12 protein-coding genes are annotated in these 13,790 nt (G+C 63.9%); 8 read left to right on the plus strand and 4 right to left on the minus strand.

The window, feature by feature from the left end; genetic code table 11:
* Positions 1-55: 55 nt before the first annotated feature.
* From hpnD to BDD18_RS02280, 8 genes are all read left to right on the plus strand, one after another.
* The gene (gene hpnD, locus BDD18_RS02250; protein ID WP_142081152.1) at positions 56-895 is read left to right on the plus strand and encodes a presqualene diphosphate synthase HpnD; all 840 of its coding nucleotides are present in this window, start codon (positions 56-58) and stop codon (positions 893-895) included.
* On the plus strand, positions 895-2,238 hold the full coding sequence (hpnE, locus tag BDD18_RS02255; protein ID WP_142082488.1) for a hydroxysqualene dehydroxylase HpnE: 1,344 nt from the start codon (positions 895-897) through the stop codon (positions 2,236-2,238). The genes hpnD and hpnE overlap by 1 nt, the downstream gene beginning before the upstream one ends.
* 341 nt (positions 2,239-2,579) lie before the next feature.
* Entirely contained in the window at positions 2,580-3,701 is a 1,122-nt protein-coding gene (locus BDD18_RS22015; protein ID WP_170207365.1) for a PDC sensor domain-containing protein, read from the plus strand.
* Positions 3,653-5,935, plus strand: a complete 2,283-nt coding sequence (locus tag BDD18_RS02260; RefSeq protein ID WP_170207366.1) for a PAS domain-containing protein — start codon at positions 3,653-3,655, stop codon at positions 5,933-5,935. Before BDD18_RS22015 ends, BDD18_RS02260 begins: the two co-directional genes overlap by 49 nt.
* 165 nt (positions 5,936-6,100) lie before the next feature.
* The gene (locus tag BDD18_RS02265) at positions 6,101-7,105 is read left to right on the plus strand and encodes a Bug family tripartite tricarboxylate transporter substrate binding protein (protein ID WP_142081157.1); all 1,005 of its coding nucleotides are present in this window, start codon (positions 6,101-6,103) and stop codon (positions 7,103-7,105) included.
* A gap of 115 nt (positions 7,106-7,220) precedes the next feature.
* Positions 7,221-7,886 carry a response regulator gene (locus BDD18_RS02270; protein WP_066690211.1) on the plus strand — a complete coding sequence of 222 codons (666 nt, stop codon included), beginning with the start codon at positions 7,221-7,223 and terminating at the stop codon, positions 7,884-7,886.
* On the plus strand, positions 7,886-9,352 hold the full coding sequence (locus BDD18_RS02275) for a sensor histidine kinase (RefSeq protein ID WP_142081159.1): 1,467 nt from the start codon (positions 7,886-7,888) through the stop codon (positions 9,350-9,352). The genes BDD18_RS02270 and BDD18_RS02275 overlap by 1 nt, the downstream gene beginning before the upstream one ends.
* Before the next feature lie 58 nt (positions 9,353-9,410).
* Positions 9,411-10,445 (plus strand): tripartite tricarboxylate transporter substrate binding protein, encoded by a 1,035-nt coding sequence (locus tag BDD18_RS02280; RefSeq protein ID WP_066690214.1) that lies wholly within the window; start codon positions 9,411-9,413, stop codon positions 10,443-10,445.
* Between the two features lie 32 nt (positions 10,446-10,477).
* On the opposite strand, the gene BDD18_RS02285 is transcribed toward BDD18_RS02280, so the two are convergent.
* The 4 genes from BDD18_RS02285 to BDD18_RS02300 form a co-directional block, all read right to left on the minus strand.
* Entirely contained in the window at positions 10,478-11,803 is a 1,326-nt protein-coding gene (locus tag BDD18_RS02285; protein ID WP_066690217.1) for a hemolysin family protein, read from the minus strand.
* 139 nt (positions 11,804-11,942) lie between these two features.
* Positions 11,943-12,155 carry a DUF2788 domain-containing protein gene (locus tag BDD18_RS02290; protein WP_044402495.1) on the minus strand — a complete coding sequence of 71 codons (213 nt, stop codon included), beginning with the start codon at positions 12,153-12,155 and terminating at the stop codon, positions 11,943-11,945.
* Positions 12,152-13,000: a DUF2189 domain-containing protein gene (locus BDD18_RS02295; protein ID WP_066690219.1), complete on the minus strand. Its 849-nt coding sequence runs from the start codon at positions 12,998-13,000 to the stop codon at positions 12,152-12,154. Before BDD18_RS02295 ends, BDD18_RS02290 begins: the two co-directional genes overlap by 4 nt.
* 62 nt (positions 13,001-13,062) lie before the next feature.
* Complete coding sequence (locus tag BDD18_RS02300) at positions 13,063-13,752, minus strand: HAD-IA family hydrolase (RefSeq protein ID WP_244938964.1); 690 nt, start codon at positions 13,750-13,752, stop codon at positions 13,063-13,065.
* Between the last annotated feature and the right edge of the window lie 38 nt (positions 13,753-13,790).

The raw sequence follows: 13,790 nt of genomic DNA on the forward strand, positions 1-13,790 counted from the left end.
CTGGCGCGCAGATTCTCGGGTGCGGGCCACACAGCGCGTGGGACAATCGCGCCCCATGACTCCGGAACAGTACGTCCAACAAAAAGCCGTTGCCTCAGGCAGCAGCTTCTATTACGCCTTCTTGTTCCTGCCCGCGCCCCGGCGCGCAGCGATTACCGCGTTCTATGCGTTTTGCCGCGAGGTGGATGACGTGGTGGACGAAGTGTCTGACCCCGGCGTGGCCCGCACCAAACTGGCCTGGTGGCATGCAGAAGTGGCCAAGGCCTTCGGCGGCCAGCCAACCCACCCGGTCATGCAGGCATTGATGCCGCACACCCGCGATTACGGAATTGAGCAACGCCATCTGCAGGCCGTCATCGACGGCTGCCAGATGGACCTGGAGCAAACCCGCTACCTCGACTTTGCAGGCCTCAAGGGCTATTGCCACCTGGTGGCAGGCATTGTGGGCGAGGTGGCTGCACGCATTTTTGGCCAGACCGACGAGCGCACCACCCAATACGCACACACGCTGGGGCTGGCGTTTCAGCTCACCAACATCATCCGCGACGTGGGTGAAGACGCCATGCTGGGCCGCATTTACCTGCCCGTCAGCGAGCTGCAGCAGTTTGATGTGAAGGCGCACGAAATTCTGAAGCGCACGTATTCCGACCGTTTCACCGCCCTCATGCGCTTTCAGGCCGAGCGAGCGCACCGCCTGTACGACGAGGCGCTGGCCCTATTGCCCGACGCAGACCGCCGCGCCCAAAAGCCTGGGCTCATGATGGCCAGCATCTACCGCACCCTGCTGCGCGAAATCGAACACGACAACTTCCAGGTGCTGCACCAGCGCATTCGCCTCACGCCCCTGCGCAAGTTCTGGCTGGCATGGAAGGTCCAGGCCCTGGGGCGCATGTGATGCGCGTCGCGGTGGTGGGGGCCGGCTGGGCCGGCATGGCGGCAGCGGTGGCGTTGACGCAGGCAGGCCACCACGTCACGGTGATGGAAGCCGCTCGCACCCTGGGCGGGCGGGCGCGGGCCCTGCACACCGTGGATGCAGCAGGCCAGCCCCTCGTGCTGGACAACGGGCAACACATCCTGATTGGTGCCTACACCGAAACCCTGCGCTTGATGCGCACGGTGGGCGTGGACGTGCCCAGCGCCATGCTGCGCCTCCCCCTGACCTTGACCTACGCCGACCGCAGAGGCCTGGAACTGCCCAACCTGCCGCCCCCCTGGGATGCGCTGGTGGGCGTGGCGCGGGCACGCGGCTGGAGTTGGACCGACAAAGTCGCGTTGCTGCGCACCTGCGCCAGCTGGCAGCTCAAGGGCTTCCGGTGCGATGCGCGCTGGTCGGTAGCGCAGCTGTGCGAAAGCCTGCCGCAGCGCCTGCTGCAGGAGTTCATCGAGCCCCTTTGCGTATCGGCACTCAACACCCCGGCGCACGAGGCCAGCGCGGAAGTGTTCTTGCGCGTGTTGCGCGACAGCCTGTTCAGCGGGCGCGGTGGCTCGAACCTGCTGCTGCCGCGCACCGACCTGGGTGCGCTGTTCCCCGATACCGCCGCGCAGTGGCTGCAAGCCCAGGGGGCGGCGCTGCACACGGGGCAACGCGTGGCGGGCCTGGCGCGCACCGCTGATGGCTGGGACGTGGACGGCACACGCTTTGACTCGGTGGTGCTGGCCACCCACAGCACGGAAGCCGCCCGCCTGGCGCAAGCGGCCCACGGCAGCCTTTCCCAAACCGAACAAGGCGAAGCCGCCGAGTGGATCCATGTAACCCAAGCACTGCGGTTCACATCCATCGGTACGGTGTACGCACAGGCCTCTGCCACAAGCCTCCCGAATGGGTCTGGGCACACTGAGGAAAGTCGCCATACCCTGAACCAGGCAATGCTGGCCTTGCGCCCAGGCCCCGAGCAACCCGCACAGTTTGTGTTCGACCGCGGGCACCTGGGGGGGCCTGCCGGTTTGCTGGCCTTTGTGGTCAGCGTCAGTGAGCAAGACCGTTCCACGCTTGAGGATCAGGTAGTGCGCCAGGCCCAGGAACAGCTGGGCCTCAAAACCCTGCGCCCCCTCCAAACCGTGGTGGAAAAACGCGCAACCTTTGCCTGTACCCCAAGGCTGCGCCGTCCAGGAAATCGCGTGCTCTCAGGCCTGTGGGCCGCAGGCGACTACACGGAAGGCCCCTACCCAGCCACGCTGGAAGGCGCCATCCGCAGCGGCCTGCACGCAGCGCAGCAAATCACAGGCCTGCGCCACTGAAAACGACCCGCTTGGCGGGCTAATCCTGGCGCGGTCGCAAGCAGTCCAACCGACCAGAGCGACCTTGATACGCATCAAAAATCGTCGATCTGGATACCGAACGGGGCCCTCTACGGGAAAGGGTCCGACGCTTTATCAGTAACTATCTGCTACAGAACGATAAAGTCGGTATTAATGCGTTTTTTCGCCTACCCCGCAGTCTCCTCACCCCGAACGGTACCTGCAGTTTCCCTGCCAGCTGTCTCGGCCGCACTGTGGGCCAAGCCCGCCGGGCTTGCGACAAAGCCCTGCCACAAACGAGCCTTCTTAGCCCTCATCCGTTCACGGTCAGGATGCACCCGATGAAAACGTTCTGGATGCACTGGAGGGTGACGGGCGCATTGGCCGCGGTACTCGTTGCCTGTGGCGCTTACTGGTGGCTTTTGCTCGCGCAACAGCAAGAGCAAACCACCTTTGCGGAGACACAGACCGAACTGCGTGCCACGCACATTGCGCGCACCCTTGCGGCCCAAATGGAAACATTGATGGGCGGGCTGGAATACCTGGCGCGCAGTCTGGCCGTTCTGCACGAACACGACCCGCAGCACACCTTTCAGTTGGCAGCGACCGACGCCCTTGCGTCGTTCCCGCCGGGCAGTATTTTGCAAATCGCGGTGGCAGACTCCAGTGGACGCATCGTGTATTCGTCGCTGTCGCCCGACAGCGCAACGCTGGGCACATCGATCGGAGACCGTCCCCACTTCCAGGCCCACACCTTGGAGACGGAAAAGCGCCTCTACATTAGCCGCCCCACACTGGGCCGGGTGTCAAGGCAGTGGTCGGTGCAAGTGTCTTACCCTATCAGCCAAGGCAACCGCTTTGGCGGCGTGGTGGTGCTTTCCATCAACCCGGACTACCTGTCCAATAACCTGCGCGATGTATTCACCCAGGGCAACGACGCAGCACTGCTGCTGCGTGCTGATGGGGCGTATCTCGCGCGCTCCCACGGTCAAAAGGAGGTAATGGCCCTGAACGTACCCGCAGACCGCGAATTTATGCGCTACCCAGAGCGCACCAGTGGGCGATACCAAGTTGCCGCGCCTATTGAAGATGTGCACCGGTTCTACGCCTGGCAGCGACTCGCGCACTATCCCTTGGCGTCAGCGTCGGGCTCAGCCGCGACCAGGCCATGGCGGGAACGTACCAATCCGTGCGCGACAGCCGCCTGCGCAATGCCGTGGGAACGCTGGCGTTTGTGCTGGCGGCGTGCTGGATTGCGCTGCTCTTCCAGCGTCAAAAGCAGGACCGTGAACGGCTCGAGCGCCAAAGGCAACGTTACCGACTGGCACTGGAAGGGGGTAAGCTGGGCACATGGAATTGGAGCCCGCCTGCGGGAGATTTCTTTTTTGACCGCCGCTGGGTCCGTCTGCTGGGGTTGCCAAAGGAAGCCTACCACCCCAACCCTGAGCAACTCCAAGCGTTGATCCACCCTGAGGATTGGCCAGCCTGGTGTGATGCCCTCGACGCTCACGTTCGCGGGGACTCCGAATTCTTCGAGGCAGAGCCCCGGCTGCGCCACCAGGACGGCCATTGGATCTGGATGCAGGTGCGTGGACGCATCGTGCGCCGCGCGGGTAAGCCGTCTTCGCAACGCATCACCGGCACTTATATTGACGTCACGCAGCGGCACGAGATCGACGCGGTGCGCCAGGAACTACAGCAACGCCTGGCCAAACTGCTGGTGCAGGTTCCTGGCACGGTGTACCAATTCAGGTTGCGGCCTGACGGAAGCAGTTGCTTTCCGTATGCGAGCCCTGGCATTGCCGACATCTACGGCATCACCCCAGAGCTGGCGCAGACGGATTCCCGCCAAGCATTTGCAAGTGCCCATCCTGAGGATCTTGAAGCATTGCGCTCCAGCATCCTGGAGTCAGCCCGCACGCTGGAACTGTGGAGCCACGAATGGCGCCAAGTGCTGCCCAACGGCCAAATCCGGTGGTTGGCCGGCCAGGCCAAGCCTGAGCGCGAAGCTGATGGGTCCACGTTGTGGCACGGGTACATCCACGACGTGACTGAACAACACTCCGTGATGGAAGCACTGCGTCGCAGCGAAGCGCGGCTGCGCCTGACCATGGCCGCCGCGCAGGACGACTTGTGGGAATGGGACACCCGCACCGGCATCATCGAGATGGACCAGCGTTGCCACCAGATGCTGGGCTACGAAGTGCTTCCCCAAAAGTTGAGCTTTCAGACATGGCAAGAGTATGTGCACCCTGATGACCGCCACCGGGTGCTTACCACGCTGCAACGCCAGATTGCCCTGGGCGAGCCCTTCGACATGGAAACACGCCTGCTCACCCAGCAAGGCACATGGCGGTGGATGGAAATCCGAGGGCAAGTTGCGCCCGACGACACAGAAATTGCCGGGCTGGTGATCGGCACCCAGACCGACATCACCCCCCGCAAGCAGGAAACACACCTTCGGCAAGCACTGCTCGACAATGCCGCCGCAGCCCTGCTTATCTCGACCCCCGAGCGCATCATTGCGCTGGCCAACCACAGAGCCGTGGAGACCTTCTCGCAGGACGGACTGCCCCTGCAAGGCAAAAGCCTGAGCGTCCTGCACCGGCACGAAGCAGCGTTCACGCAATTTCTACCGTACGTGGATGCCGTGCGGGAGCAAGGTGGCGTGGAGGTGGAATACCTCATGCGCACTGCCACAGGCGCCCTTCGCTGGTTTTCGATCAGAGGCACCCCCCTGGATCCGCAGCAGCCAGAGGGCGACGTGATTTGGACCCTGGTGGACACCACCGAGCGGCGCGAGACCGAAGAGGCCTTGGCAACAGCCCAGGCGCACTTGATGGAGGTGATTCGGCACTTCCCTGGAGGGGTGCTGGTACAAAACCAAGTTGGCACCGCCGTGGTGCTGAACCAGGCCCTGTGTGATCTTTTTGGCGTCAGCACGCCCTCAGAAGAGCTGGTGGGTTGTGATCGAAACAAGTTGCGTGCCATGGTTCCGTCCGAGGTTTTGGATGCGCTGCCCCCCACAGAGCAGCTGTACACCATGGGTAACAACGCGACTTACGAAGTGGCACTGGCACAAGGCACCACCGTGCGGATCGACATGGTGCAGATACGCACCGCCCGAGGCGATGACCTGGGCAGGTTGTGGCTGGCGCAAGACATCACCGAGCGCCGCCGCCGCGAGGAGCGGCTGGCCACCACCGACACCCTGACGGGCCTGACCAACCGGCGCGCTTTCATGGCCCGCCTCGAAGCCGAGATCACCCATATCGCCCACGGTGCGCCTCCCGCGGCCTTCCTGATGCTGGACCTGGACCACTTCAAGCGCGTCAATGACACCTGGGGACACGCCACGGGCGACAAGGTATTGGTTCATCTGGCCAACTTGTTGCGCGGGAATCTGCTGCGCAAGGAAGACATGGCTGGGCGACTGGGTGGCGAGGAGTTTGCGGTGCTGTTGCCCAACACCACGGTGGAGCAAGGCCACGCCATCGCCGAGCGTCTGCGCATGGCCTTGGAGCAAAGCACCATCGCAAGCGATGACGGCCAGACCATCCGAGTCACCATGAGCGTGGGCTTGTGTCCGGTCTTGCCAGACTCGGCATCGACCTTGGCCAGTTCCGACGCGGCGCTTTACCAGGCCAAGAACACCGGACGCAACCGGGTCGTGCGGGCAGGCACCCCAGATGCCTGACAGCGCGCTGTGAAGCCATGGGCTGCCGGGTAGCAAGGGCAACAAATACAAGCCTGTGTCAGTGCGACCATGCCACACTGACAGCATTCCGAAAGCTGTCACTCGGCACGATGCTTCAAGGCAACCAGGCCTATGAATCACTGACCAGAACGAGGAGACATCGCCATGTTTGAACTTCCCCCCACCTTCAACCCTGCACGCCGCCACCTGCTCAGCGCAGGTTCCGCGCTCGCTCTGGGAGGGCTTTTGCCTGCCAGCGCAGCAGCCCAAGCCGCCTGGCCCAGCAAATCAGTGCGTTTTGTGGTGCCGTTTGCACCAGGGGGCAGCTCAGAAATCGTGGCTCGATCCACGGCCGCCGAACTGTCAAAGACCCTGGGTCAAAGCGTTTTTGTGGACAACAAGCCAGGGGCTGCTGGCAACATCGCGATGTCGGAAGTGGCACGCGCCGAAGACCAGCACACCTTGATCCTGGGGCACATCGGCACGCTGGCGGTCAATCCCTTCATCTTCGACAAGCTGCCCTACGATGCCAACAAGGACTTCAAGCCGGTGAGCCTGCTGGCCAAGGTGCCCAGCCTGTATGTGGTGCACCCCGATGTGCCGGTCAAGAACCTCAAGGAATTCATCGCCTACGCCAAGAAAAGCCCCGGCAGGTTCAGCTACGGCTCTGCCGGCAATGGCAGCGCGGGGCACCTGGCGTTTGAATACCTCAAGATGACTGCCGACCTGTTCCTGTTGCACGTGCCCTACCGTGGCACCGGCCCCATGATGACCGACCTGCTCTCGGGCCGCCTTGAGGCCTCAGCCGTGGGTGCAGCCGCGATGCTGCCTTTCATCAAGTCGGGCAAGGTGCGCTGCATTGCCACCGGCTCGGCCAAGCGCCTGCCGCAATTGCCCGACGTGCCCACCGTGGCCGAGCAAGGCTTTCCTGGCTTTGAAATGACCCAGTGGTACGGCATGCTCGCCCCGGCCAACATGCCCGCAGCCAACCTCGAAAAGCTCTCGGTCGAAACCATGAAGGCCGTCAAAGCCCCCGCCTCGCTGGAACGGCTCAACGCCGACGCAGCCGAGGCCATTGGGGGTACGCCTGCGCAGTTCGCCCAGTTCATCGCCGCAGAGCAGGAACGCTGGAAGAAGGTATTGCTGCGCGCCAAGGTCAAGCCCGACTGAGCACACCACAGACTGCGCCTGCCCCTCCTCCTGGCCTGCACCGCAGGCTTGAATGGCTGTGGACGTTGCCGAGCCTACCCTCAGGCCGTCTATCCCGCATTAGCATCGCCCCATCATGCGCATCCTTTTGGCAGAAGACGAACACAGCCTGGGAACCTGGCTCAGCCGGGCGCTGGAGCACGCCGGCATCCAGGTCGAATGGGTAAGCGACGGGCTGATGGCCGATCGGGCCCTGCAACATGCCGACCACGACGCCTTGGTGCTGGACCTGGGCCTGCCGGGGCTGGACGGCCATGGCGTGTTGCAACGGCTGCGCGAACGCGACCAACGCCTTCCCGCGCTGATTCTGACGGCGCGTGATTCGCTGGACGAGCGGGTGCGCCTACTCAACGCCGGCGCAGACGACTTTCTGGCCAAACCTTTCGAGCTGGCGGAGCTGGAGGCACGCCTGCACGCCCTGGTGCGACGCGCACGGGGCAACGAACACCCCCGGCTGGCCTGCGGCTCGCTGGTTTATGACGGCCAGCGCAAGCAGTTCACACTGCAAGGCGCGCCACTGGCCTTGTCCCCGCGCGAACTGGCAGTGCTGCGGGTGCTGGTGCAACGCAGCGGCGAGCCCTTTTCCAAACAGCAAATACTGGATCGGGTGTTCTCTGACGACGAAGACGTTCACCCCGAAGCAGTGGAAGTGTTTGTGCACCGGCTGCGCAAGCGTCTGGAAGGCAGCGACGTACGCATCACCACCCTGCGCGGGTTGGGCTACGCACTGGAGTGCAATTGATGGCGCTGTGGCGCAGCACATGGCCATCCACGCTCTCCGGCCTGCGCCTGTGGCAGCGCCTGGCCATCGTGCTGCTGCCCCTGCTGGTGCTGGTAACGGCGCTGGAACTCTGGATGACACGGCACGATGCGCTGGAGGCAGCCAACGCGGCGTATGACCGCTCGCTGGTGGGGGCGCTCAAGGCCATCGACGCGGGCATCTCCACCGCATCGGGCGGGCTCACGGCCGAGCTGCCCTACAGCATGCTGGAGTTCTTTGAGCTGACAGCCAGCGGATCGGTGTACTTCCGGGTAGCTACGTCCGATGCATTGGTAGAGCTGGGCAATGCCGATCTGCCCTTACCGCCCCGCCCGCTGGAGCCAGGTGTTCCGCGTTTTTACGACGCCCGGTATTTTGGAGAGTCCTTGCGCCTGGTGGCTTACCAGCGCCCCATTTCGGCAGATGCGAGTCTGAACGGAACCAGCCCGGGGCAGTCGAATACCAGCGTCATCGTGCAAGTGGGTGAAAGCACCCAATCGCGCCGCGACTTCACCCTGCGCTTTGTGCGCCGCGCAGCCCTGCGGGATGGACTGATCCTGGTGCTGATGGTGCTAGGTGCTGCCGGAACCCTGGCGCTGGCCTTGCGCCCGCTGGCACGTTTGGCGCAAGGCGTGCAAGACCGCAGCCCGGAAGATATGACGCCTATCCCGCCACAGGATCTGCCCGCAGACATCCGCCCCCTGGTGTCCGCCGTCAACCAGCACATGGCACGCAACCAGGCGCTCATCACGCAGCAAAGAGAATTTCTGGACGACGCATCGCACCAGTTGCGCACCCACCTGACCACTTTGCAGATGCAGGTGGACTATGCACGGCGAGAGCCCAACGGCGACCTGGTGCAGCAGACACTGCAAGCCCTGGGAACCGAAATTGCCCGCGCCACCCGCAGCACGCAGCAATTGCTGGCCCTGGGGCGCAGCGACACAGCCGCCCTGGATTTCGCGCCCCTGGACTTGTCCAGCCTGCTGCGCACGGTCGCTCTGGAACTGCTACCCCAGGCACGCGCCAAGCAGATCGACTTTGGCATTCAGCCGCCCGCCCCCTCGCATGCCATGGCCGTGGCCGATGCCCACCTGATGCACGAAGCGCTGACCAATCTGGCAGCCAACGCCATTGCCTACACCCCATCAGGGGGCACCGTCACGCTGGCGGCAGCCGGGGACGAGCTGGGCTGGAGCCTGAGCGTGGAAGACAACGGACCCGGACTGACCGAGCAGGAACAGGCTACCCTGGGCCAGCGTTTCAAACGCGGGCCGCAGGCGAAGACGGCTGGCTCGGGCCTGGGGTTGTCAATTGCGCGGTCCATCGCACAACGGCATGGGGGCGCGTTACGCCTGCAAAACCGGGAAAGTGGCCAAGGCCTGTTGGCCCTGGTGTGGTGGCCCAAGCCCGCCGCCCACCAGGGTGGTACAGCCGGGCCCACATAATCGCCGACGCAGCAGCATCCGCCGCGAGCCAGCTACTGAAAACCTTGCATCCAGCACCATGCCAAGCACTTCGGAATCCGCTGTTCTGCCCCGCCGCGTTGCACTGCACGCAGCCGCGCTGGCGCTGACTCCGCACTGGGTGTGGGCGCAAGATGCCACCGCACAGGATTTATCTGGTAGCGAATGCATCGCACCCTCCAAGCCGGGTGGCGGTTTTGATCTGACCTGCACCTTGGCCTCCCAGGCCATCGCCAAGGTGCGCCCCGCCTTTGCGCCACTGCGCACCCGCTACCTGCCAGGCGGCATTGGCGCCGTGGCTTTTGACCGGGCAGCCACGGGTCGGCTGGATTCTCGCCACGCTCTGGTGGCCTTCTCCAGCGGCTCGCTGCTGAACATTGCCCAAGGCCGTTTTGGCCCGCATCCGCTGGACGCCGTGCGCTGGGTGGCCACGCTGGGCACTGACTACGGCGTGGTGGCTGTACACCCCCAAAGCCCCTTTCAAACACTTTCGCAGTTGATGCAAGCGCTGCGCGACAGCAACCAGCGGATGGTGTTTGGGGCTGGCGGCACGCTGGGCAGCCAGGATTGGATGAAAGCCGCGCTGCTGGTGCGCCATGCCGGCAAAGACCCCCGCCACATGCGCTTCGTATCTTTTGAAGGGGGCGGTGAGGCCATCAAGGCGCTGGTAGGCGGGCACATCAACGTCTTTACCGGGGACGCCGCCGAGGCCATGAAGGCACAGGCCCATGGCTCGAAATTTCGGCTGCTGGCAGTGCTCTCGCCCGCCCGACTTCCTGGCGCACTGAGCCAGGTACCCACCGCCACAGAGCAAGCCACGCCTCTGGTATGGCCCACCGTTCGGGGCGTCTACATGGCCATGGGTACGCCACCCGCGCTGGTGTCGGCCTGGACGGCAGCCTTCGCGCAGGCCCATGCAGACCCCGGCTATGCGGCACTGTGCCAAGTGCATGGATTGACTCCTCACCGGCTCACCGGAGCCGCCTTGGAGACCTACCTGCAAGCCCGTGTGGAGGAATACCGCCAGCTCGCGCGGGAGCTGGGCTTGCGGCTCTGGAAAACAGGCACGGCCTGAATTAGCTGGCCGCTTGGCAGCCAAGCCCGTGCTCAGCCGCCCGCTTCCTGCGCTTCAGCCGCTGCGTCTTCCGGGCTGGGGAGGCGGGTTGCCAACACCTTGTCGATGGTCTTGCCATCCATGTCCACCACTTCCAGCTTCCAGTTCTCCCACTGCACGGTGTCCGTAACCTTGGGCAGACGGCCGGTGAGCAGCATGACCATGCCGCTGAGGGTGTGGTAGCGACCGCGCTCTTCCTCTGGCACGGAGTCGAGGTTGAGGCGATCCTTGAGCTCGGGCACGGGAATGTGCCCATCCAGCAGCCAGCTGCCATCTTCCCGCTGCAGAGCCCAGGAGGTCTCTGGATCGCGGGGCTGGAACTCGCCGGTGATGGCCTCGATCAGGTCTTGCAGCGTGACGATGCCCTGCACTTCGCCGTACTCATCGATGACAAAGGCCATGTGCACGTCCGACAGCCGGAAGTTGTCCAGCAGCTCCATGCCCGTGATGGTCTCAGGCACATACAGTGCGGTCTGCAAGGGCTGGTCTTCCAGCGTGTGCTTGGGGTCGCGCAGCGCGCGCGACAACCATTGGCGGGCATTGAGCACGCCTTTCAGGTGATCCATGCCACCGCGCACCACCGGGAAGCGGGCGTGGTCAGATTCTTCGATGCGGCGCAGGTTCTCTTCAAAAGGCGCATCCAGGTCCAGACACACCACATCGCCACGAGGAACCATGAGGGAGCCAATCTGGCGATCGTCTAGGCGGAACACGTTGCGCACCATGGTGTGCTCGTGCGACTCGATCACCCCGGCCGTCGTGCCTTCGACCAGCATGGCGTGGATTTCTTCTTCCGTCACCGGGCTGCCGCTGGTCTCTTTCACACCCAGCAAGCGCAGCAGCGTGCGGGTGGAGCCCGACAGCAGCAGCACAAACGGCTTGGTCGCAACCGCCAGCAGATTGATGGGGCGCGCCACCAGGCGGGCGAATGTCTCGGGATGAGACTGCCCGATGCGCTTGGGCACCAACTCGCCCACCACGATGGAGAAATAGGTGATGAGCACCACCACCAAACCGGTGGAGGCATACCCAGCGTAGGGCGATGGAACCCCCACCACGGTCAGCCACTCGGCCAGAGGCGCAGCCAAAGCTGCCTCACCCACGATACCGTTCAGCACACCGATGGAGGTGATACCGATCTGGATCGTGGACAGGAATCGCGTGGGGTCTTCACCCAGCTTGACGGCGGCGGCAGCGCCGTTGTCGCCCTCATCAATCAACTTCTGCAGCCGCGCCTTGCGCGCAGTCACCAGCGCGATTTCCGACATGGCAAATACACCGTTGAGGCAGATGAGAGCGAACAGTATTGCTATTTCCATATGAAGGGCGCCGAACGCGCCCTGTGTACCAAGAAGCTGTGGATTGTAAGAAACTCTGTCAGATCACTCATGACGGGTACATGGCAATGGGCCAGAGACACCCGGTGCGGCGAATGACCGAGGGGGTGGTGGGCGCTTGTCAGCGCTCCAGCCACCACTGGATAACCACCTTGGCCAGAAAGCCCAGGAAGCCCACCCCCAGCCCCAGAAACAGCACGAAGGTGCCAAAGCGACCCGCCTTGGACTCCCACGCCAGCTGCCCAATAATGAACAGCATGTAGAGGATGAAAGCCCCCACGCCATAGGTGAGGAAGAAGCCCGAAATCTGCGCCTCGGTAAAACCAAAAATCACGACGACACCCCACTGCGTTGCCCCGTGGCCACTGCCGCATCGCGCAGCGGCAGGCTGGATGCATCCACCAGGTCACGATAGGCGTGCCAGCTGGCGTGGCCCAGCATCGGCATCACAAAAATCAGCCCCAGCAGCAAGGAGCCCAGCCCCAGCAAGGTGAAGCCCAGAATCAAAGCTGCCCAAAACGCCATGGGCAGCGGGTTGGCCACCACCACTTGCCAGCTGGTCAGCACCGCCACCCGCAGCGAAGCGCGCCGGTCCAGCAGCAGCGGCATGGCAATCACGCTCGACGCGAAGATCGGCGCCGCCAGCAGGCTGCCCAAACCCAGCCACAGCTCAAACAACCAGCCGTTGTTGGCCAGCACCACATGGCGCATGAAGTCCATAGGGGTCTCCACAGGCACCGGCGCCAGCAAGGTGATGAAGGCGGCAGAGGTAATCACCCAGCCCGTGGCCGCCAGCGCCAGCAGCGCGCCAAACTGCACCATGCACCAATAGTCGTTGCCCCACTTGTTGAAGTGGCTGTTTTGCCAGTTCAACCAGGTCTTGAGCACGACCCCCAGGTTGGCCTCCTGGCGCTGCTCCAGCGCCCGGCTGAGGGCATACAGGCTCGTGGCCAGCACGGGCGCCACCACCAAAAAGCCGGACAAAGCCCCCGCCAGCAGCCAGAAGCGGTGGTGTGCCACCGCCAGAATGGCCCCGCCAAAGGCGGTGATGGCCAGGCCGTGCGCAAAGCTGATCCAGCCCGAGCGGGCCATGTCACGCCACGCAAGCACCAACCAGGTCATGGGCTGCATGAGTCCGACGGTGCGTACCTGCGGCAGGGGAATCGGCGTTTTCGGCATGGGCGTCTCGGGCTAGGGTCAATCAATCGGCGTTCAAACAATGGACAGCGCAAGCCAGTCCTTCAGCCCAGCAGGCGGCAAAGGTGCGTGAGGCTTGCCACCGTGGCATGGGGTCGCTCGGGGTGCGGCCAGTCGTGCCCGGCGGTGTTCAGCCACACGGCCTGCATACCGGCCGCCAACGCGCCCTGGGCGTCCGCTGTGGCGTCGTCGCCCACATGCAGCACTTCGTGGGGCTGCACCTGGGCTGCCTGGGCCGCCGCGTAAAAAATTCGCACATCGGGCTTGGGCACGCCAAAATCCTTGGCGCTGATGCTGGCCTTGAAATAGTGGCCAATGCCCACGCGGTGCACATCGGCGTTGCCGTTGGACACGGCGACCACCGGGTAGCGGGCCGACAGAAACGCCAGCGTGTCGTGCGCGTCGTCAAACAGTTCCACCCGCTGGCGCTGGTCAAAAAACACATCAAATGCAGGTTCGGCCAGGGCGGGTTCATCGCCCGCTTGCTGCAACGCCAGGCGAATCGACTCCAGCCGCAGGGCGCTCAAGTCGTGCACCAGGTCGGGCCGCAAGGCCACCATCTGGTTGCGTATGGCGCGCAGCGCCTCGGTGTTGGCAAACAGCCTGGCCGTGGCCGGTGCGTGCAAGGTCAGCCAGTGCAGCAGCACTTGTTCGGCCTTGGCAATGGTGGGCAAGATGGGCCACAGGGTGTCGTCCAGGTCGATGGAGATGGCGCGAATGCAGGAAGTGTCCAAAGAAAAAGTTGGCACGGGGCATACCTGGGACGGTGAAA

This window comes from Acidovorax temperans (assembly GCF_006716905.1).
Lineage (GTDB): Bacteria > Pseudomonadota > Gammaproteobacteria > Burkholderiales > Burkholderiaceae_C > Acidovorax > Acidovorax temperans.

Coding starts and splice junctions, on each gene's coding strand:
- hpnD (WP_142081152.1), top strand. CDS start 56: ATGACTCCGGAACAGTACGTCCAACAAAAAGCCGTTGCCTCAGGCAGC.
- BDD18_RS22015 (WP_170207365.1), top strand. CDS start 2,580: ATGAAAACGTTCTGGATGCACTGGAGGGTGACGGGCGCATTGGCCGCG.
- BDD18_RS02280 (WP_066690214.1), top strand. CDS start 9,411: ATGCCAAGCACTTCGGAATCCGCTGTTCTGCCCCGCCGCGTTGCACTG.
- BDD18_RS02275 (WP_142081159.1), top strand. CDS start 7,886: ATGGCGCTGTGGCGCAGCACATGGCCATCCACGCTCTCCGGCCTGCGC.
- BDD18_RS02270 (WP_066690211.1), top strand. CDS start 7,221: ATGCGCATCCTTTTGGCAGAAGACGAACACAGCCTGGGAACCTGGCTC.
- BDD18_RS02285 (WP_066690217.1), bottom strand. CDS start 11,803: ATGGAAATAGCAATACTGTTCGCTCTCATCTGCCTCAACGGTGTATTT.
- BDD18_RS02265 (WP_142081157.1), top strand. CDS start 6,101: ATGTTTGAACTTCCCCCCACCTTCAACCCTGCACGCCGCCACCTGCTC.
- hpnE (WP_142082488.1), top strand. CDS start 895: ATGCGCGTCGCGGTGGTGGGGGCCGGCTGGGCCGGCATGGCGGCAGCG.
- BDD18_RS02295 (WP_066690219.1), bottom strand. CDS start 13,000: ATGCCGAAAACGCCGATTCCCCTGCCGCAGGTACGCACCGTCGGACTC.